This is a genomic window from Staphylococcus taiwanensis, assembly GCA_020544305.1.
Lineage (GTDB): Bacteria > Bacillota > Bacilli > Staphylococcales > Staphylococcaceae > Staphylococcus > Staphylococcus taiwanensis.
The window spans coordinates 1,526,257-1,546,665 of sequence record CP058667.1; the positions used below are offsets into that span (position 1 = coordinate 1,526,257).

The following is a 20,409-nucleotide window of genomic DNA, read 5'->3' on the forward strand; positions in this document are numbered from 1 at the left end:
ATTTAGTTAATTTTCACAAAAAATAGACCTTAAATACTCTAACTTAAGCATTTAAGGTCTTTAATTTATATATTATTTTTCTTTTTCGGCGTTTCGTCTAGATTCACGTTTTTCGAGGATATCAGATTCATAATCTTGTTGTTGTAATTTAACGTAATCTTCTAGTCGATGTTTATTCGGTTGCAATGTTAATCCAAGGAATTTACGTTCTTGGTTAGCATCTTTATAGAAACTAATCATCATCATTATGACGACAAAGGAGAATGGAAAGGCACTTATGATTGCTGCGCTTTGAATCGCATTTAAAGCATCTGCACCATTTCCACCACCAGCAAGTAATAGAATGAAAGCAATTAGAGATTGTGCGATTCCCCAAGTTACTTTAACCATACCTGATGGTTCTAAAGAACCGAATGTCGTTTGCATACCAAGTACAAATGTAGCTGAATCGGCAGATGTAATAAAGAATGAAGCAATTAATACTAATGCAACAATTGATAACACCATACCTAATGGTACATGGTTGAAGACACCAAATAATTGTGTTTCAGGAGTCATTTTGAATAAATCAGGATGTTTTTTACCTGTTTCAATACCTAATACTCCAAATACACTGAACCATAAGAAACTTACGATTGCAGGTACAAGTAATACACCTGATATAAATTCACGAATTGAACGTCCTTTAGATACACGAGCAATAAACACCCCTACGAATGGGCTCCAACTTAACCACCAACCCCAATAATAAAGGGTCCATGAAGACATCCATTCGCGTTTTTGACTATTTAATGCCGCAGTGTCAAAACTATTGAATAAAAAAGTATTTAGTAAACTACCTGTTGAACTAGTAAACATATTTAAAATTAAAACTGTAGGTCCGATAATTAAAGCAACAATCATTAATAAAGCACCTAAGCCAATATTTAAGTTACTAAGATATTGAATACCTTTACTTAATCCTGACCAAGCACTCATGATAAATAAAATTGTTACTACTACTATAATAATAGATTGAACCCATACATTATTTGGAATACCAAATAAGTAATTTAAACCACCATTAATTTGTAATGCACCCATACCTAGAGATACAGCTACACCAACAACTGTGGCAAATACTGAAAGAACATCAATAATCGTACCAATTGGTCCTTCAACTTTATCACCAAGAATTGGACGTAAAGTTCTTGAAATCAAACCTGGCTCGTTCTTTCTAAATTGTGCATATGCTAAAGCAAGTGCAACGACACCGTAAACTGCCCAAGCATGGAAGCCCCAATGGAAAAATGTAGAACGTAATGCTTCAGTATAGGCTTCTGTAGTTTTAGGATCAGCATTTGGTGGTGAAGCAAAATCTGACATTGGTTCAGCAGCACCATAGAAAACTAAACCGATACCCATTCCGGCGCTAAATAACATAGCAAACCATGAAACAGTATTAAATTCAGGCTTATCATTAGGTTTACCTAGCTTTAACTTACCGATTGGACTAAAAATTAAAAAGATACAAAAGAATACAATAACAGTAGTCAAAATCATGTAGTACCAGCCGAGTTTTTCTGTAATCCAACCACTTATAGCGCCAGTAATTGAACCAAATTGTTCAGGTAAAAATGCACCAATTAAAACAACAATTGCAACTACAATAGCACTATAAATAAAAACTGGTGAAAACTTCTTACCTTGTTTGTTTCCTTCAGAAGAAGAATTCATAATTTTATTACTCCTTTCATCCCTAATATTTAATTTTCAAAGTACTATATTACAGAATAACAAAGCATTTATTGAATATCAAATTTTCAATAAATTCAACATTTACTAAATAATTTATATGTTGTATAATATATTTTATTCTTAAAGGGAGAGGTAATAGAATAATGTTAAAAGAATTTAAAGAATTTGCTTTAAAAGGCAATGTATTAGATTTAGCAATTGCTGTAGTTATGGGTGCAGCTTTTAATAAAATTGTTACATCACTTGTTACATATATCATCATGCCTTTAATTGGTAAAATATTCGGTTCAGTAGATTTTGCTAAAGATTGGGAATTCTGGGGAATTAAATACGGTTTATTCATCCAATCTATTATTGATTTCTTAATCGTAGCAATTGCATTATTTATATTTGTCAAAATTGCAAATACGTTAATGAAAAAAGAAGAACCAGAAGAAGAAATTGAAGAAAACACTGTCTTATTAACAGAAATTCGCGATTTATTAAGACAAAAATAAATTTATTATATAGGCACTATAACACCTAGTTATTTAAAATAATTAGATGCTATTGTGCCTTTTTTGATTAGTTAGTTCCATTTAAACTTAGTTTGACTTTGATATTGATTTGTTGATACTTCTAATATTAAAGGTATGCGTTGCTTCAACTCACTTACATGAGAAATAATACCGACCATTCTTCCTGTCGTTTTGAGTTTCATGAGCGTATCAAGTGCAGTTTCTAAGGTTTCTTGATCTAATGTTCCAAAGCCTTCATCAATAAACATAGATTCTAAAGTAATACCACCAGATTCTTGTTGAACTACTTCACTCAATCCTAATGCTAATGCGAGTGATGCTTGAAATGTTTCTCCACCAGATAAAGAACTAATGTGTCTCGATTTATTTGTATGGAAATCAAACACATCTATTTCTAAACCACTGTATCCTTGAGAAATGGATTGTCTTCTTTTCAGCTGGTATCTTTCTCCACTCATTCGTTTAAGTCGTATGTTAGCTTGCTCAATAATTCGTTCTAAATAATGAATGAGCACATAATTTTCGAGCGTTAATTTTTGACTATTTTTCCCAGAAAGTATTTCAGACAGTTCAAATATTTCTTGTTGTTCTTTCAATTCTTTATCTAAATAATCTATATGTTGTAAAATCGTATCAAATTTCTCTTCATTCTTCTGTATTTTAAATTGAATCGTAGCACTTGCTTCTACAAAACTATTATATTTCTGTTCAATTTTCTCTTTTTCATTTTTTAGTTCAGAAACATCCTCTGGTTGTTTATCGCTTGTTATACGAGTTAAACGTTCGATTTCAAAAGACAATTTATGATATTCTTTTTCAAAATTATTAATTTCAGTTTCTATTTCATCTTTTGAAGATAGTTTAGAGAATAATTCTTCAACTTCATCAAAAGATTTTAAACCTACTCTAGTCATTTCTTCATTAATACTATTAATATATTCTTCAATTTCTTTATTTAAATCATTGATTTGATTGATTTGATTTTCTTTATTGTTAGTTTCAAGTGTAATACTTTGCTTATGTAGTTGAATCTCTTTATTAAGTTGCTCCAAATGATTTTGATAATCTTTAGTCTCTTTATTAAAGTTATCAAAGCATGCTCTAAACTTTTCAACATGTGTATACTGAGTACTTTTTTCAAAATCATTAATTAATATTTCATTTTGTTGCTTTAACGATTTTAACCTTTCATAACTAATTCTCAATTCTTGTTTGGTTTCTTTTGCATTTTCTAATTCGAGCTTTATTTTTTCGAGTTTTTCTTTTTGTTGCTGTAATTTTAATTTTTCCTCATTTGCACTATTGAGGTGTCGTTCTATTTCATTTAAATTTATGATTTCATCTTTATCGAAATCTAATTCATTCATTTGCTCACTAATATGTTTAGTTGTTGTTTCAATTTCTACTAATTCTTTATTCTTTGTATTAATAGTGTTATTGATTTCTTTAAGTAACTGTTGATTTTTATTGATTTTTTCAAAATCAATATGTTCATTCAATGATTCTATTTGATTACCACAAATTGGACATACATCACCTATATGCAATGCCTGTTGAATTTCTTTAACAAACGTTTTTTTATCATTTAAATCAATGTTGGTTTTATCAACATTTTCAAGTTGGTTTGTTAAACTTAAAATTTCATTTTTTAGATTTTCTTGTGTATGTAATTTATCTTCTTTACGTGTTTGTAATTCAATATATTTATCTCTATTTTTCTTAAGTATAACTTTTTTGTCATACTCACTTTTTAATTGATAAATTTGTTGAGTCAATTGATCTATACTATCACTATCTATATTGATATCATCAATACTAGTTTCTAATTTTTGAATTGCTATTTCTTTTTTTTCAAGCTCTTGCTTAGTTTCTTGTATTTGTTCATCATTTAACACAATTTCTTGATAAGCATTACTGTATTTGTTTATATTATTAAAAAATTGGTTAGTTTTCTTAAGATATTCATTTTTATTTTCAATGTCTTCAGATTGTTCCAGAAGTTTTGAATATTTATTATTAACTATATTTAATTTATTAGTAACCGTGTTTAATTCATTTTTTGTAGATTCTAATTTCAATTGTAATTGTTGTTTTCTCTCTTCTTTACTATTTTTCTGTTGATATAAGTTATTGAGTGGTTTAACTTCATTGATTTTTTGAAGTTCTTTTTTTAATTTTTCAATATCTTCTTTTTTCTCATCTAATTGATGCATATTTTTTTTTAAATTATCTAACTCACTTAACGAATTGATCAAACTATTATTTTCGTCAATTTTTTGATTTAACATATTAAGTGAAGCGTAGTATTTAGATTTCATTTTTTCATATTCATCATTTAATTGATAACCTACCTTTTTGAAACGAGGCATTGCATTAACTATTTCTTTCGTTTGGAGACTATTGATTAACTTTAATTGCATTAACTCATCGTCATCAAATGATTCAACACTATCCCAAAGCATTTGAATTTGATCATAACGAGTTTCAATTTGTTTTTTTTCACTTTTGACCTGTTCAAGAAGTAAATTTTGCATTTCTTCAAAGCGACTACTATTAAACAATGTTCTTAGAATACTTTGTTTTTCAGAACTGTTAGATACAAGAAACTTTTTAAATTCTCCTTGGGGCAAGATAAATAATTGTCTAAATTGGTCAGCATTAATACCTAATAAATCTTTAATAAAATTATTTCCAGAGCTTATTTTACTTTCCCTTAGTTCGAATTGATGGGTGCTATTATCTAATTCATATACATCTAATTTGCCTGGGGTAGGTGTTGAATTACCTTCTTTTACAAAAGCTCCTTGTCGAATAATTTTAAAAATTTTATGATTGAGCTTAAATTGATACTCAACAATCATTGGAGACTTTCCTTCGGCAAAATGACTTCTTAAACCACTTTCGTTTCTATCTTCAGTGGAAGCTTTACCAAATAAAGCAAATACAATAGCGTCAAATATCATTGTTTTTCCAGAACCCGTTTTACCACTTATTAAAAACAATTGCTCATCGTCAATTTTTTCGAAATCTATTGTTTCTTTCAAAAATGGACCAAAATTTGTAAGCGTTAATTTAGATGGTTTCACCGTTTATACCTCCTTATTCATAATTTGATTTAGTAAATCATTGATTTTTTTTGATTGATACTCAGTTAAATCCTTATCAGTGATGCTTTTATAAAAATTTCTAACTATCGAAGGATCATCTTCTAATTTAAACGCTTGTTGACGAAATTCATTTTGATTACTTATAGTTAAATTACTTAAAGATAGTGTATTGGGATACAGTTGTTTTAAGCGCATCATTGGGTCAGTAATATGAGCCATATTTTTTAGCTTAAAATGGAAATAATTTTCTTTATTTTTTACTGGCAAATCGCCCTGAATGACGTCCTGATAATCTCCTTCAATTACTTCAAGTTCTCTTTTAGGTTTTAATTGAATAAATTTAGTCTCAATATTGCTTTTAGAATTTATAATAAGCCGCTTATACCCTTTAGGTTGATTTGCTTCTGAAAAAGAGTACTGTAATAATGAACCACTATAATCAATAATCTCATCACTAATACTAAATGGATGATGTAGATGGCCTAAAAGAACTTTATCAAAAATATTAAAATTAACTTTATCTACGCTTTCAACAGTACCAATCGTTAATGGTCTTTCTGACTCTGATGTTTTCCCGCCAGTGATAGTTAAGTGACCTATGAGTATATTTATTTCATTTTGATTTAAATAGTTAGAAATATGTTTTATACATCTTTGTGTAGCCTGTTCATATGTTTGAATACTATCATCTTCAAAAAACGCTTTAATTTCACTGATTGTAGCAAAGGGGAGCGTGTAAAAATTAATGTCATTTATAGTTATTGGACTAGCCATATCATCTAATTTCGTTCTTATGTAGAGATTCGAATGTAAAAACCATGACGAACCATAATTCAATCTTTCTTTACCATCGTGATTTCCATTTGTAATGATTGTTGGTAATTTCATTCCAATATTAATTAAACTAATTGTTTCTTCAAATAATTTTATTGTTTCCTTACTTGGATATGTTGTATCGTAAATATCCCCCGAAATAATTAATAAGTCAGGTTTTTCTTCTTGAATTTGTTTTATAAATTTATCTAATATGTATTGTTGATCTTCTAGAAATTGTTTACCATTTAAAATCTTTCCTAAGTGCCAATCACCTGTGTGAATTACTTTCATACGACCCCTCCTGATAAGAACATTTGTTCGTATTTATTATAACTAAAATATCTCTTTATTTCAAACACAAAAGGGATTGTTTTAACAAAATTATTCAAATGTCGTAATACATCTATTTTCTGTGTTAAAAATTACTAGAGTTTCGATTAGTTAAATAAGTTGAACGATTTTACAGTCATTGTACATACTGCATCTCATTAACTTATTTAAGTGATGTTTATTAATTATATGAAAGTCCTTTTTTTAATATATTGACAATACTTTTGAGTATGTACTAATTTAAAGTGCTCATTTTAATTACACACATGAATAAGTAGTTCTAAGATAGATTACAAAGTGGAGTCGTGAAGGTCCTGGGGGAACAGTAATTTTAATTAACCTAAGTGGAATAGTACTTAGGTAAGTAGCTCTAAAGATGGATAATAAATGACGTTGCGTGTGGGCTCTAGCAAATAGATTTCAACATGAAAATCTATTTAAGAACTACTATAGATACTGTCATTATATAAGCACGCCAGCAATGCGACGTAATACAAATAAATAAGCCAGTAAATGAATATATAAAAACTCATTTACTGGCAATTTCACTAGGATTTATTTCCCAGACTCAATTAATTTATAAAACGATTGTCTTTTTTAATTTTTTAAATTTATATAACATTGCTAATCTCCAAGGAACTATCATGCAAAATGCTAATAAGAAGAACATTCCGCCAATTTCACCCGGATCAATTGAGCTACTAATAAATATTTTAATAACAGTTCGAATAATTAACAATGAAATTAAAATAATTGGAAAAGCTTTAGATCTTTTCATGTAAATGTTACTGCCTTGCACTTCAAAACGACTTGTCCAAATTAATACTGTTGAAAAAAGTACACCTAGGATTAAAGATTCTAATATCTCTGCTCCAGTCAATCTAAAGTAAGGAATCACATACATTAGAGCACCAGTGGCCATAAAAAATGGAGGCAAAATAATTTTCTTTTCATTAACTGGGAATTTTTGTGCTTTCATACGAATCACAATAACGACGATTCCCATTACCAATGCAACTACAATTGAAAATATTAAATACGCCAATATTACACCTTCTCATATTCATAAACTAATACTACCTATTATATACCTTCAAAAATCATATAAGTAAATATATATCTTTATCTTTTATAACTTTTTTAATACTAAAATTGTTGTACTACAAAAATATAGGATTGTAAACCTTTATGGTCTTACAATCCTAGTTAAAACTTATTTTTTTGAACCTTTCATGTTTTGGTCCATATTTTTATTCATCATTGTCATCATCTGATTGATTTTCTTTTGAGACGGTTTTTGCCCCATTTGCATCATCATCATACGTAACATTTCTTCATTAATAGGTGGGTTTTTTTTCAAATAATCCATCATGTATTTTCTTGCTAAAAAGAAACCACCAACTAGTCCACCGATAAGCGCTACAATGATTAATAAAATTGCTAACCACGTTGCCATTGTTTCACCCACTTTCTATATCCTACTGAATTTTACTAAATTACTATTCTCTTTTCAAGAGCTAGTTTGTAATTATTCATTCATTTGTTATCATAACAAATCATTTAACTCTTGTAATTCAATTTTTTTAAAATAATTATTATAAATAGATTCAATCAATTTGGAAATGGTTTTGATGCAAAACTAAAAAAAGACTTTCTTGCGAAAGCCTTTTTTATAAAATCTATTAATTAAATACTTATAAACTTAAAATGTACGAATTTGATTCAAAACATTCTCTTTAGTAAAGCCATATTTTTCAACAACTAAATCTCCAGGGGCACTTGCTCCAAATCCATCAATACCAATAACTTTACCTTCAGTGCCAACATATTTATGCCAACCAAGTGGAGATGCCATTTCAATCGCAACACGTTTAGTAATATTTTTAGGAATAACAGATTCTTTATATTCATCTGATTGTTGTTCAAATGCAAACCAGTTAGGCATTGATACTACTCTTACACCTTTACCTTGTTTATCTAAATCTTTTGCTGCTTCGATAGCTAAGCTTACTTCTGAACCTGTTGCTAATAATAAATACTCTGGCGCTGTTTCTGTTTCAAATACAATATAAGCCCCTTTACGTACACCTTCTTCAACAGTATCTTCATCAACATCTAAATATGGAAGATTTTGACGTGTTAATACTAATGATGTTGGAGTATCTTCAGATTCAAGAGCAACTTCCCAAGCGACTCTTGTTTCATTTCCATCAGCTGGACGAATAACATTCATATTTGGAATTGCTCTTAAACCTGCTAATTGTTCGATAGGCTCATGAGTAGGGCCATCTTCACCTACAGCAATTGAATCGTGCGTAAAGATAAATGTTGAATTTAATCCCATAATTGCTGATAAACGTAGCGCTGGTTTTAAATAGTCACTAAATACGAAGAACGTTGCACCGTATGGATGTAAACCACCGTGAGCAGCCATACCATTTACGGCAGCACCCATTGCAAATTCTCTAACACCGAACCAAATATTTTTACCTTCAGGTGTATTACGATCATAATCTGTCGCATCTTTGACATTAGATTTATTTGATCCTGCTAAGTCAGCTGAACCACCGAAGAATGATGGAACTGATTTACTCAATGCTTGAATTACTTCTCCAGAATCGGCACGTGTAGCTGCATTATGGTCGCTATCAAAACGTGGTAATTCATCTCTATAGTTTTCAGGTAATTTACCACTAATAGCTAATTTAAATTCTTCAGCTAATTCAGGATATTTAGAAGTATATGCTTCTAATTTTTCTTTCCATTCATCTTCATGTTCATTAGCACGTTTTAACATTGTTGTTTGGAAAATTTCATATACTTCTTCAGGAACGTTAAAACGTTTTTCTGGATCTAATCCGTATGCTTCGAAAGTTAATTTTCTTTCATCAGCACCTAGTGGAGCACCATGTACGCCATTTGTACCACTAACATTAGGAGCACCATAACCGATAACTGTTTTAACTTCAATCATAGTTGGTCCATTTTGAGACTTAGCTTTAGTAATAGCTTTATCAATCGCTTCTAAATCATTACCATCTTTAACTAAGATATGATTCCATCCATAACTTTCAAAACGTTTTTTTACATCTTCTGAAAAAGCTTTATTTAATTCACCGTCAAGTGAAATATCATTTGAATCATACAACACAATAAGTTTATCTAATTGATTATGTCCAGCAAATGACGCAGCTTCGTGAGAAATACCTTCCATTAAATCGCCATCAGAAGCTAACACATAAGTGTAATGATCTACTACATTAATATCATCTTTGTTAAATTTACCTGCTAAATGGTCTTCAGCTAAAGCCATACCAACAGACATTGCAAGTCCTTGACCAAGTGGACCTGTTGTAACTTCTACGCCATCTGTGTGTCTAAACTCAGGATGCCCTGGTGTTTTAGATCCCCATTGTCTAAATTGTTTTAATTCATCTAATTCTAAACTACCAGATACATGTAATAAACTATATAATAATGCTGAACCATGACCTGCTGATAGAATAAAACGGTCTCTGTTGAAATAATCTTTAGATTGAGGGTTAAAATTTAAATGGCGTGTCCACAAAGTGTAAGCCATTGGTGCAGCCCCCATTGGTAGACCTGGGTGGCCTGAATTTGCTTCTTCGATAGCATCGATACTTAAGGCACGTATAGTATCAATAGCAAGTTGATCTTTCTCATTAAACATCTCTTATACTTCCCTTCTACTAATAATTACTTTGTTATATTATAACTTAAATATAATGATCTTGATAATACTTTAACCTTATTGAATGCGTTAAACTCTTATTTTTTATTTTGTTTTTGTATTTTCTTTAATTTTTCAGGTGTTACATCATTTCCTTCTGGATCAATAACTTTAGTACTTTCAAGTTGTTGTTTAAAACCTTGTCTGAATGAATCTAGATATTGTTTTCTTAATTTTGATTGCTCTTTAGCTTCAGCTTCAGTAAGTCCCTTTTCTTTTTTCTTTTTTGCTAATTCATTAATTCTATCGATATTTAAATTATCACTCGCCACATTAATCACTCTTTCTCATTATTTTTCATCTACTCATTTAATGGAATTTACTTTCTTGAATATAACAAAAAAGAGGCATAGACAAAAGCTTAAGGATTCCTTAAATAACTTGTCTATGCCTCTAAAATAAAATTTATCTTACAAATGCGAACACTTTATAGTCTGTTTGTTCTCTATTTTCATTATTAACGTTCTTATTATCATCTTTAATTATAGCTTTTTTAGAAATAGTGTGATCAGTAATTTCGTACGTTTGTTCCATTTGAGAGTTATGATATAAATTTAAGAAAAAGACTAGAAATACGACGCAAGAGATTGATACAATAGCGATATTCGTGAATAATTTACTTGTATATTTATTTAACATTACTTTCACTCCTAGAACATTTGTTTGTATACATACTTTAACAGAACATCTGTTCTTAGTCAACATTATTACGAACAAATGTTTGTTTGTAATGTAAATAAATGATATACTATATATAAATAAAGTTAGGGAGTGCCTATATATGAGAGAATTAACAAAAAGACAAAGCGAAATATATGATTATATTAAACACGTTGTCCAAATTAAAGGATATCCACCAAGTGTAAGAGAAATCGGCGAAGCAGTTGGATTAGCTTCAAGCTCAACTGTACATGGTCATTTATCAAGATTAGAAGAAAAAGGCTACATTAAGAGAGATCCTACTAAACCTAGAGCTATCGAAATCGTAAGTGATCAATCTAACGACAACGTCAATATGGAAGAAACAATTTATGTTCCAGTAATTGGTAAAGTTACAGCCGGAATTCCTATCACAGCTGTTGAAAATATTGAAGAATACTTTCCTTTACCAGAACATTTAACTTCTACTCACAATAGTGACATTTTTATTTTAAATGTCGTTGGTGAAAGTATGATTGAAGCAGGGATTTTAGATGGTGATAAAGTCATTGTCCGCAGTCAAACAATTGCTGAAAATGGAGATATTATTGTTGCGATGACTGAAGATGATGAAGCTACAGTAAAACGTTTTTATAAAGAAAAGTCTCGTTATAGACTACAGCCTGAAAATAGTACGATGAGCCCAATTTATTTAGATAACGTAACAGTTATCGGTAAAGTCATTGGCTTATACAGAGAACTTTAGTTTCTTATTTTCAATGTTAAAATCTCTCTTATATATTTCAAATATACAAAAATAAGAACTAGCAAAAATCTTCAAAGATTTTTGCTAGTTCTTTTCTTTTACAGAGTCTTTTCTATTTAAAATATCTTTAACTTTATCAAGAATATCTTTTTTATTTATCTCTTGAGTTGCCATATTATCAACTTCCTTATCCAAATAAAAAATACCCCAATTAAGTTAATTTAAAACCATCAACCTGTATAATTTTCAGTCCAAAATGGTTGGCGATTACTATTGAAGTCTACACCAACACCAAGTGTTTTAAAATCTGTGTTAAGTATATTCTTTCTATGTCCGAGTGAATTCATTAAACCCTCGTGAGCAAATATACTACTGCGCTGTCCATAAGCAAGATTTTCTCCTGCAGCATCAAATGATATATGATCCTCTTTTAATCTATCAAAAGGCGATTGACCATCTAGATTTGTATGGTCGAAATAATTATTCTTAACCATATCTTCACTGTGTTTTCTTGCAGTATTTGAAACATCTTTAGAATAGTTTAATGTATTTAATCCATGTTGTTTTCTTTCGGCATTAACTAAATCAAAGTCTTGGTATTCAAAACTCTGTTCTAAAGTTGAAGATGGTGCACCGTATTCTTGTTGCAATCGATTTTCCATTGCATTACTCACTTGTAGTATGGCAGTAACACCATTATCATTATGTTTATCATAAAAAACTGTAGAATAAACGTGATCTTTATGAAAAACATCATATTCATCACTACTAATATCTATTCTATATCTACCTTTAGCAAGTTCATCTATTGGTTTACCCATTCGATTTTTCACTACATTTTTTGGCGTATGATATTTAATCTTAGATTTAGATGTAATGACATTTTGGTTACTAAATAATCCATTAACTTTATTATCAATAAAACTAACCATCACAAAGTTTTCATAATCACCATCGTAATATGTGTACCATCGTGTTCCATACTCATTAGTTGTTATCCTTTTTGGTTTCCCTAACTTTCTTTCAACATCTTTTTTAGTCATGTTTAACTGGACATTATTCATTGCGAATTCTTGTTGTTTAGGTGTTTTAAGTGTATTATTCTTGACACTTGTATCTTCATTCATCACTTGTTGAATTTTGCTTCTTACATCATTTTGTAAATTGATTAGCGTTTGACTTTCATTTAGTGGCATAAATATAGTAATTGCCAAAAACACTAATGAAAATAAAAGAAATTTTTTAATAGGTTACACCTACCGCTCAAATTTTAGTCTCTGTCCCCATTGAATATAGAATTTCTTACAATCACATAGTCAACAGTCGTTAAAGATTTTAAATCTTTTCCACCAGCATATGAGATTGAACTTTGTAAATCTTGTTGCATTTCAGTTAAAGTATCTTTTAAAGAACCTTTATGTTCAACAAACATCTTTTTGCCTTCAACGTTTTTATGTTCACCTTTTTGGAATTCTGATGCACTTCCAAAATATTCTTTATAACGTTTACCGTCTAATTCTACAGTTTCACCTGGAGATTCTTCATGGGCAGCAAATAATGAGCCAATCATTACCATACTCGCACCAAAACGAATTGATTTAGCTATGTCACCATGTGTTCTTAGACCACCATCAGCAATAATAGGTTTACGAGCAGCTTTACTGCAAATATTAAGTGAGGCTAACTGCCAACCACCAGTACCAAAGCCTGTTTTAATTTTAGTAATACATACTCTACCTGGACCAATTCCAACTTTTGTTGCATCAGCACCTGCATTTTCAAGTTCTCTTACACCTTCAGGCGTTCCAACGTTTCCTGCAATTACAAAAGCATCAGGTAAATGTTTTTTAATATGTTTAATCATATTTATTACTGAATCAGAATGTCCATGTGCAATATCTATCGTGATGTATTCAGGTACTAAATTTTGTGCAGCTAGTTCTTCAACAAATTTGAATTCATTTTCTTTGACACCTACTGATATTGAAGCAAATAAACCAGCATTTTGCATAGATTTAACAAATGGGATACGTGTAGCTTCATCAAAACGGTGCATGATATAGAAGTAATCATTCTCAGCAAACCATTTGGCCAACGTTTCATTCATAACCGTTTGCATGTTAGCAGGCACAACCGGTAATTTAAATGTTCTTGGTCCAAATTTCACTTCTGTACTGCATTCAGAACGACTTTGAACGATACATTTATTTGGAATTAACTGAATATCTTCATAATCAAAAATTTTCATACTTTTTAGCCCCTATACAAGATTATTTATTATAAAAAAACGAACAATTTTAATAAAACGCATCATAATCATTCATTTTCTCACCCTTATATACTTTACAATCTTTTAATTATAAAGTAAATGGACTAAAGTACGATTCTTCAATTTTTTACCAACTAGATTTTTTAACTCCAGGAATTTGACCTTTATGGGCATGCTCTCTAAATGCGATTCGTGACATTTCAAATTTACGCATTACTCCTCTAGGACGGCCAGTAACGCGACATCTTCTTGTTAAACGAGTTGGTGATGAATCTCTAGGTAATTTACGCAGTGCTTCATAATCACCTTTTGCTTTTAATTCTTTACGTAATTCATAATATTGATTAACAAGTTTTTCTCTTTTTAATTCTTTTGCTATTTTTGATTTCTTTGCCATACTTAGCACTCCTTTTTATTTTTACAAATCGTAATAATTACGTTTTATATAATAACATATGTTCGCTAAATTACAAGCTTACTGTTCAAATTTATTTTTTAAAAAGAAGGCAACTAACTCGTTACCATATATACGAATCAATTAGCCTATTCATTCAATATAAATAAATATGAAGTTACGCGTATTAAAAAAGAGGTTAAGACTTCTATAAATGGTCTTAACCTCTTGGTTACTTTATCTTTATTGTCGTATTTAAAAGATAAGTTATTATTTAGTTTCACGATGTAGCGTGTATTTATTTAATCTTGGGCAATATTTTTTCATTTCAATACGCTCAGGATTATTACGTTTATTTTTAGTAGTAATATAATTACGATCGCCACATTCAGTGCAAGCTAATGTTACATTAACGCGCATAGCTAACATCCTTTCTTGTTTAACTAGGAATACTTACGATTTAAAATTTTACCACATAGGATGAATATACGCAATTAAAAATTATTTAGCTTATTTAAAATTCTCATACGTTTCGTCATCTGTACCTTCTAAATCAATATCGTTAATATTAATTTCTAGAGCTTTCGCAACACCTTTACCATATTCTGGATCTGCTTTATAGCAATGACGTATATGTCTACGTTTTACATCTTCTGAAACGCCATCCATTGCATTAGCTGTATTAGTAAAGATTCTTTCTTTTGCTTCATCAGATTGTAAGCGGAATAATTTACCAGGTTGTTCAAAGTAATTATCATCGTCTTGTCTTTGATTATATTCGTAGCCATCTCCATCTACTGGAAATGCTGGCTTTTTATATTCAGGTTGAGAATCATATACACCTTGATTATTAGGATAATAGTGTGGTCCACCGCCTTGGTTACCATCAAGAAATCTCATTTGTCCATCACGACTGAATGGACATAAGTTTTCAACACCAACGCCTTTAGGCTGGTTAACTGGAATTTGCCAATGATTAACACCTAATCTGTAACGTTGCGCATCTCCATAAGAGAATAATCTACCTTGTAACATTTTATCAGATGAGAAGTCTAATCCTGGCACAATATTAGTAGGTGCAAATGCCGCTTGTTCTACTTCCATGAAATAGTTTTCTGGGTTGCGATTTAATTCAAACTCACCTACTTCTATTAATGGATAATCACCTTTGTACCATACTTTTGTTAGATCGAATGGATTATCTGGATGATTTTTAGCTTGTTCTTCAGTCATTACTTGGATATACATTTTCCATTTTGGATAATCTCCATTTTCGATGGCATTATATAAATCACGTTGTGAAGAATCTCTATCGCCACCAACAATTTCAGCTGCTTCTTCATCAGTATAATTTTCAATACCTTGCTGTGTTCTGAAATGATATTTTACCCATACACGTTCACCTTCATCATTGTACATAGAGTAAGTATGAGAGCCGAATCCGTGCATATTTCGGAAACCTTTAGGCATTCCACGGTCTGACATCAAAATAGTAACTTGGTGTAATGATTCAGGTACGCCCGTCCAGAAATCCCAGTTATTTTGAGGACTTCTCATGTTAGTACGTGGGTCTCTCTTAACTGCACGATTTAAACTAACGAATAACTTAGGATCTCTGAAGAAGAAAACGGGTGTATTGTTTCCAACTAAGTCCCAGTTACCATCTTCAGTATAAAATTTTAATGCGAAACCTCTAATATCTCGTTCCAAATCAGCTGCTCCACGTTCACCGGCAACAGTTGAAAAACGTGCGAACATTTCAGTTTGTTTTCCTACTTCTGAAAAGATTTTAGCGTTTGTATATTTAGTTATATCATTCGTAACTGTAAATGTCCCAAAAGCACCTGAACCTTTTGCATGCATACGACGTTCAGGAATAACTTCACGATCGAAATGTGACATTTGTTCTAAATAGTATATATCTTGCATCATTAATGGACCACGTGGACCTGCTGTCATACTATTTTCTCTGTCTGAAACTGGATGCCCGAATAAGCCAGTCAATTTATTATCTTCTTTTGACATAATGAATTCCCCTTTCAGTTATTAATAATTATTATAATCTAGTAACTACTATAATTAAACCCATATCCCTTATAGTTAAAACATTCCACTAATCACATTAAATAATCAGAAAATTTAAAATTTTTAAGTCATTTTATTCAAAAGTTATTGAATACTAGCGTCAAAAGCATTAAAATGGTGTGTATATTTTAAATTTTGGAAATAGGAGACACCATATGGAAGATAACAATATGAAACGTAGTCTTAGCTCAAGACACATATCCATGATTGCTATTGGCGGTGCTATTGGTACTGGACTCTTTGTAGCTACAGGAAGTGTAGTCTCACAAGCTGGTCCAGGAGGCGCTATTTTAGCTTATTTATTAATCGGTATTATGCTTTATTTTTTAATGTCATCAATCGGAGAACTTGCTACCTTTTATCCTGTATCGGGTTCTTTTAGTTCATATGCGACACGATTTGTAGATCCTTCACTAGGATTTACAATGGGATGGCTCTATTACATTATGTGGTCACTTGTTTCAAGTGTGGATGTAATGGTTGCTTCAAATGTACTATATTACTGGGATATATTTAAATTTTTCAGTCCTTTAACATGGAGTTTAATATTTATCACAATTGTGTTCCTATTAAATATCTTTACAGTCAAAGCCTTTGGGGAAACTGAATTCTGGTTAGCACTCATTAAAGTAGTCACTATCATTGTATTTATCATTGTCGGCTTCTTAATGATCTTCGGTATTATAGGTGGCCATTCATATGGTTTCGAGAACTACACTAAAGGTGATGCGCCATTTGTTGGTGGTATCTCAGGATTCTTAGGCGTATTACTCGTTGCTGGATTCTCTGTTGGAGGTACTGAAGTCGTTGCAGTAACTGCTGGCGAATCTGATAATCCTGAAAAAACAATGCCTAAAGCTGTAAAACAAGTATTTTGGAGAATTTTATTATTTTATGTTTTGTCTATTGGTGTGATTGCAGCAATTATTCCTTATACTGATCCACTATTATTAAATGAAAACCAATCGGTTTCACAAAGTCCATTTACGATTGTATTTGATAGAATCGGAATTGCATTTGCCGCTTCAGTCATTAACGCTGTTATTTTAACTTCATTATTATCAGCTACAAATTCAGGTGTTTACACTACAAGTCGAATGTTGTTCTCTTTAAGTGATGAAAAACAAGCACCTAAATTTTTAAGTAAGTTAAATCAAAAAACTAAGTTACCATTACGTGCTTTAGTAACAACTTATATTTTAATTGTTGCTATTATCATTATCGCAAATTTCTATTCTAATGCAGTATTCGGGTTATTAAATATTATTGGCTCTTTAGTTATTATCGTTTGGGCAGCAAGTTCGTGGGCTCAAGTTCGATTACGAAGAGCAATTAAACGTCAAGGTAAAGATGTGAAACAACTATTACCATATAAATCACCATTATATCCTTTAGGACCTATTTTAGTCTTTGCTACTCTAATATTCCTATATTTTGGTAATTCTGTTGGAGATTTGTTTGCAGGTAATTTCGGTAAATTTTTCGTTAATATTTTGCCTATCATCATTCTGGCATTGATTTTCTTTGTACATAAGATGATAAGAAAAACTAAGTTCGTTAAGCTAGACCAGATGGATATTTCTACACATCATTATCATAATAAATAAATTAAAACAAATTAAAGTGAATCAACTGACTGAAATGAAAAAATGATTAAATCAATTTTTCACCTATAGTCAACTATGTAGGGAGTGGGACGTAGAATTTCAATGAATTCTATTTCACTCCCTTCGCTTTTGTTATGTTATTAATAGAACTTATTTTCGAAAAAACAAATATCTAGTATAATTAAAGTAAAGATGAAGACTTAGAGGTGGGAAGCAAGATGGTTGGTCAAACTAATTTATTTGATGACGTTATTAAAAATGAAGAGCGATTTGTTATTGTGGTCCAATCTTTAGAAGAGAAACATGGACAGTTACTCAAAAGAACTTTGCGTGAATATCCAAGTCTCAATCATGATCAAATGGAAAATTTATTTAATCATTTAAAAGATGTGTTTAGTCATGAACCTTTCGATGATAATCAATCAGCTTTTACTATCACTGTTTATACAAACTTAGATTATGCAGCAGACCAAATTTATGCTTATGTTAAACGTTATAAAGGTAAACATGAGTGGACACACACTGCAAAATGATAAAAGCATGAGAGTTAATAGTCTTAGATTCATTTAAGAATCAAATTAATCTATTTTACTCTCATGCTTTTTTAAATTATAAATTTATAAAATTTCTTTTAATGCTACTGGTATGCCATTAGAGTCATTATCTAATGTCACTTTATCTGCAATTGCTTTTAATTCTTCATTAGCATTACCCATCGCTACAGCATATCCAACCACTTCAAACATTGATTGATCATTTAAACTATCTCCGAAGCAAATTACTTCAGATAATGGAATATCAAGCTTGTTACATAAAGCTTTTATTGCATTACCTTTGGAAACACCTTTAGCCATAAATTCTAAGAAAAATGGCTTACTAGTTGTAACATCAATTTCAGAATTGAAAGAACCACTTAATGCATCACGTGTTTTCGAAATATTCTCCGCATAATCAACACCCATTACCTTTGGTACATCGTCAACAATATATTTTTTAATATCGTCTACTCTTTTCATTGGTAATCCAGTTAATTCAGATTCAATATCTCTATATTCATGATCACCATCATGGATAATGTGACCATCTTGATAAGTAAGTACTAAAAAGTTCTTTTCTCTACAAAAATCAGCAATTTTATCGAAATTGTCTTTCGTCACACTTTGACTGACTTCGACTTCTTCAGTTGCTACATTAATGGTCTTTCCACCATTATAGCTAATAATATAACTGTCATGTTTATCTAATTGCAATTCCTTAGCAATAGGTAACATACCTTCAGTTGGTCTTCCTGAGGCAAGAATCACCTTATATCCCTCGTTCTGAATATTGATTAAATAATCTTTAGTTTCTGCACTCACTTTATTATCACTATTAATTAATGTGTCATCCATATCCATAACGATAACTTTGTAATTACCCATATGTTGCTGTGCTCCTTTCAAGTTTTACTCTTTTTTTATTTTACAATAAATTGATTAAGGATACACAATTTCCTCTACTACACCAACTTCATTTATAGTAGCTAATTCAGAATGACAATTTGTTATTTCATGTCTTAAAGCCCTAACAAGTTTCCCGCTATTTTCTTTACGACTTAACGTTAATATGGTTGGACCGGCGCCACTTATTACTGTTGCATATGCATCAAATTGTTCTGCTAAATTTTTTACCTGTTCAAATTCGGGAATGAGATGTTGTCGAAACGGTTCATGAAATCCATCTTGCATCATCATTTTCCCAGCTAATTCATAATTATGTTGAATTAGAGCACACAACATTGTATTACTAATCGCACTACTTTGAACTGCTTTTTTATGTGAAAATTTGTCAGGTAAAACATTTCGAGAATCTTCAGTTTTTAGCTCATATGGTGGAATTGTGAGTATCACATCTACATTTGGAACGTCAATATGTGCTACATTGGTTTCTTTAGTATCTGGATTGTAATAACCAGCCAATAATCCGCCATAAATTGTCGGCGCAACGTTATCTGGATGCCCTTCAAATTCTGTAGCTAATTGAAGTAATTCATACTTTGATAATTGGATATTGCCAAAGTAATTGGCGATATATAATGCACCCACTAATGCAGATGCAGAAGATCCTAATCCTCTTGCAAGTGGGATGTCACTTCTCATTTGAACGCTAAGATTTGGCAGTTCAACATTATATTTTAATGCAACTTGTTGCGCAATTTTATAAACATAGTTATCTTTATTCTTTGGAAGTGAATCTATTTCATCATTTAAATATTCAAATTCCCATTCGCTACCTTCAATTGATTTAACATAAAGATTTAAATATTTATCTATCGCCATACCTATTGAATCAAAACCAACGCCTAGATTCGCTGTAGAAGCTGGTATTTTCAAATGAAGATATTCGCCCAT

General features: G+C 30.8%; 19 protein-coding genes. 4 read left to right on the plus strand and 15 right to left on the minus strand.

The genetic code is table 11. The annotated features are described in order from the left end of the window. Positions 1-72: 72 nt before the first annotated feature. Positions 73-1,716: a BCCT family transporter gene (locus HYI43_07245; protein ID UDI78345.1), complete on the minus strand. Its 1,644-nt coding sequence runs from the start codon at positions 1,714-1,716 to the stop codon at positions 73-75. Positions 1,717-1,880: 164 nt separating this feature from the next. Between HYI43_07245 and mscL the strand changes: the two genes are divergently transcribed. Further along, a complete protein-coding gene (gene mscL, locus HYI43_07250) occupies positions 1,881-2,234 on the plus strand; it encodes a large conductance mechanosensitive channel protein MscL (GenBank protein UDI78346.1) in 354 nt (117 codons plus the stop codon). A 71-nt stretch (positions 2,235-2,305) separates the two neighbouring features. Here the strand turns inward: mscL and HYI43_07255 are convergent, their stop codons facing one another. From HYI43_07255 to HYI43_07285, 7 genes are all read right to left on the minus strand, one after another. Beyond that, a complete protein-coding gene (locus HYI43_07255) occupies positions 2,306-5,341 on the minus strand; it encodes an SMC family ATPase (GenBank protein ID UDI78347.1) in 3,036 nt (1,011 codons plus the stop codon). Positions 5,342-5,344: 3 nt separating this feature from the next. After that, entirely contained in the window at positions 5,345-6,469 is a 1,125-nt protein-coding gene (locus HYI43_07260; GenBank protein UDI78348.1) for an exonuclease SbcCD subunit D, read from the minus strand. 616 nt (positions 6,470-7,085) lie between these two features. Then, complete coding sequence (locus tag HYI43_07265) at positions 7,086-7,553, minus strand: DUF1453 family protein (GenBank protein UDI78349.1); 468 nt, start codon at positions 7,551-7,553, stop codon at positions 7,086-7,088. A 168-nt stretch (positions 7,554-7,721) separates the two neighbouring features. Continuing rightward, on the minus strand, positions 7,722-7,964 hold the full coding sequence (locus HYI43_07270) for a YneF family protein (protein ID UDI78350.1): 243 nt from the start codon (positions 7,962-7,964) through the stop codon (positions 7,722-7,724). Between the two features lie 246 nt (positions 7,965-8,210). Continuing rightward, on the minus strand, positions 8,211-10,199 hold the full coding sequence (gene tkt / locus HYI43_07275) for a transketolase (GenBank protein UDI78351.1): 1,989 nt from the start codon (positions 10,197-10,199) through the stop codon (positions 8,211-8,213). 98 nt (positions 10,200-10,297) lie between these two features. Beyond that, a complete protein-coding gene (locus HYI43_07280; GenBank protein ID UDI78352.1) occupies positions 10,298-10,531 on the minus strand; it encodes a DUF896 domain-containing protein in 234 nt (77 codons plus the stop codon). Positions 10,532-10,664: 133 nt separating this feature from the next. Continuing rightward, positions 10,665-10,898 carry a hypothetical protein gene (locus tag HYI43_07285; GenBank protein UDI78353.1) on the minus strand — a complete coding sequence of 78 codons (234 nt, stop codon included), beginning with the start codon at positions 10,896-10,898 and terminating at the stop codon, positions 10,665-10,667. 142 nt (positions 10,899-11,040) lie between these two features. On the opposite strand from HYI43_07285, the gene lexA reads away from it, so the two are divergent. Then, positions 11,041-11,664, plus strand: coding sequence for a transcriptional repressor LexA (gene lexA, locus HYI43_07290; GenBank protein ID UDI78354.1), 624 nt, complete (start codon positions 11,041-11,043; stop codon positions 11,662-11,664). A gap of 230 nt (positions 11,665-11,894) precedes the next feature. On the opposite strand, the gene HYI43_07295 is transcribed toward lexA, so the two are convergent. The 5 genes from HYI43_07295 to HYI43_07315 form a co-directional block, all read right to left on the minus strand. After that, on the minus strand, positions 11,895-12,911 hold the full coding sequence (locus HYI43_07295; GenBank protein ID UDI79286.1) for a CAP domain-containing protein: 1,017 nt from the start codon (positions 12,909-12,911) through the stop codon (positions 11,895-11,897). Between the two features lie 23 nt (positions 12,912-12,934). Further along, on the minus strand, positions 12,935-13,912 hold the full coding sequence (gene guaC / locus HYI43_07300; GenBank protein UDI78355.1) for a GMP reductase: 978 nt from the start codon (positions 13,910-13,912) through the stop codon (positions 12,935-12,937). 148 nt (positions 13,913-14,060) lie between these two features. Beyond that, positions 14,061-14,330, minus strand: a complete 270-nt coding sequence (rpsN, locus tag HYI43_07305; protein UDI78356.1) for a 30S ribosomal protein S14 — start codon at positions 14,328-14,330, stop codon at positions 14,061-14,063. A 267-nt stretch (positions 14,331-14,597) separates the two neighbouring features. Beyond that, positions 14,598-14,747: a 50S ribosomal protein L33 gene (rpmG, locus tag HYI43_07310; protein ID UDI78357.1), complete on the minus strand. Its 150-nt coding sequence runs from the start codon at positions 14,745-14,747 to the stop codon at positions 14,598-14,600. Between the two features lie 90 nt (positions 14,748-14,837). Next, complete coding sequence (locus tag HYI43_07315; GenBank protein UDI78358.1) at positions 14,838-16,352, minus strand: catalase; 1,515 nt, start codon at positions 16,350-16,352, stop codon at positions 14,838-14,840. Between the two features lie 215 nt (positions 16,353-16,567). Here HYI43_07315 and HYI43_07320 point away from each other — a divergent pair, with 215 nt between their 5' ends. Both HYI43_07320 and HYI43_07325 read left to right on the plus strand, forming a co-directional pair. Then, positions 16,568-18,019, plus strand: coding sequence for an amino acid permease (locus tag HYI43_07320; protein ID UDI78359.1), 1,452 nt, complete (start codon positions 16,568-16,570; stop codon positions 18,017-18,019). 218 nt (positions 18,020-18,237) lie between these two features. Then, positions 18,238-18,552, plus strand: coding sequence for a hypothetical protein (locus HYI43_07325; GenBank protein UDI78360.1), 315 nt, complete (start codon positions 18,238-18,240; stop codon positions 18,550-18,552). 84 nt (positions 18,553-18,636) lie between these two features. Here the strand turns inward: HYI43_07325 and HYI43_07330 are convergent, their stop codons facing one another. Continuing rightward, positions 18,637-19,440 carry an HAD family phosphatase gene (locus HYI43_07330; GenBank protein ID UDI78361.1) on the minus strand — a complete coding sequence of 268 codons (804 nt, stop codon included), beginning with the start codon at positions 19,438-19,440 and terminating at the stop codon, positions 18,637-18,639. Between the two features lie 54 nt (positions 19,441-19,494). Beyond that, a complete protein-coding gene (locus tag HYI43_07335; protein UDI78362.1) occupies positions 19,495-20,409 on the minus strand; it encodes a homoserine kinase in 915 nt (304 codons plus the stop codon).

Excerpts from the sequence above, each read along its gene's own strand:
- HYI43_07245 (UDI78345.1), bottom strand. The coding sequence starts at position 1,716 with ATGAATTCTTCTTCTGAAGGAAACAAACAAGGTAAGAAGTTTTCACCA.
- mscL (UDI78346.1), top strand. The coding sequence starts at position 1,881 with ATGTTAAAAGAATTTAAAGAATTTGCTTTAAAAGGCAATGTATTAGAT.
- HYI43_07260 (UDI78348.1), bottom strand. The coding sequence starts at position 6,469 with ATGAAAGTAATTCACACAGGTGATTGGCACTTAGGAAAGATTTTAAAT.
- HYI43_07270 (UDI78350.1), bottom strand. The coding sequence starts at position 7,964 with ATGGCAACGTGGTTAGCAATTTTATTAATCATTGTAGCGCTTATCGGT.
- tkt (UDI78351.1), bottom strand. The coding sequence starts at position 10,199 with ATGTTTAATGAGAAAGATCAACTTGCTATTGATACTATACGTGCCTTA.
- HYI43_07285 (UDI78353.1), bottom strand. The coding sequence starts at position 10,898 with ATGTTAAATAAATATACAAGTAAATTATTCACGAATATCGCTATTGTA.
- lexA (UDI78354.1), top strand. The coding sequence starts at position 11,041 with ATGAGAGAATTAACAAAAAGACAAAGCGAAATATATGATTATATTAAA.
- guaC (UDI78355.1), bottom strand. The coding sequence starts at position 13,912 with ATGAAAATTTTTGATTATGAAGATATTCAGTTAATTCCAAATAAATGT.
- rpsN (UDI78356.1), bottom strand. The coding sequence starts at position 14,330 with ATGGCAAAGAAATCAAAAATAGCAAAAGAATTAAAAAGAGAAAAACTT.
- rpmG (UDI78357.1), bottom strand. The coding sequence starts at position 14,747 with ATGCGCGTTAATGTAACATTAGCTTGCACTGAATGTGGCGATCGTAAT.
- HYI43_07315 (UDI78358.1), bottom strand. The coding sequence starts at position 16,352 with ATGTCAAAAGAAGATAATAAATTGACTGGCTTATTCGGGCATCCAGTT.
- HYI43_07320 (UDI78359.1), top strand. The coding sequence starts at position 16,568 with ATGGAAGATAACAATATGAAACGTAGTCTTAGCTCAAGACACATATCC.
- HYI43_07325 (UDI78360.1), top strand. The coding sequence starts at position 18,238 with ATGGTTGGTCAAACTAATTTATTTGATGACGTTATTAAAAATGAAGAG.
- HYI43_07330 (UDI78361.1), bottom strand. The coding sequence starts at position 19,440 with ATGGGTAATTACAAAGTTATCGTTATGGATATGGATGACACATTAATT.
- HYI43_07335 (UDI78362.1), bottom strand. The coding sequence starts at position 20,409 with ATGGGCGAATATCTTCATTTGAAAATACCAGCTTCTACAGCGAATCTA.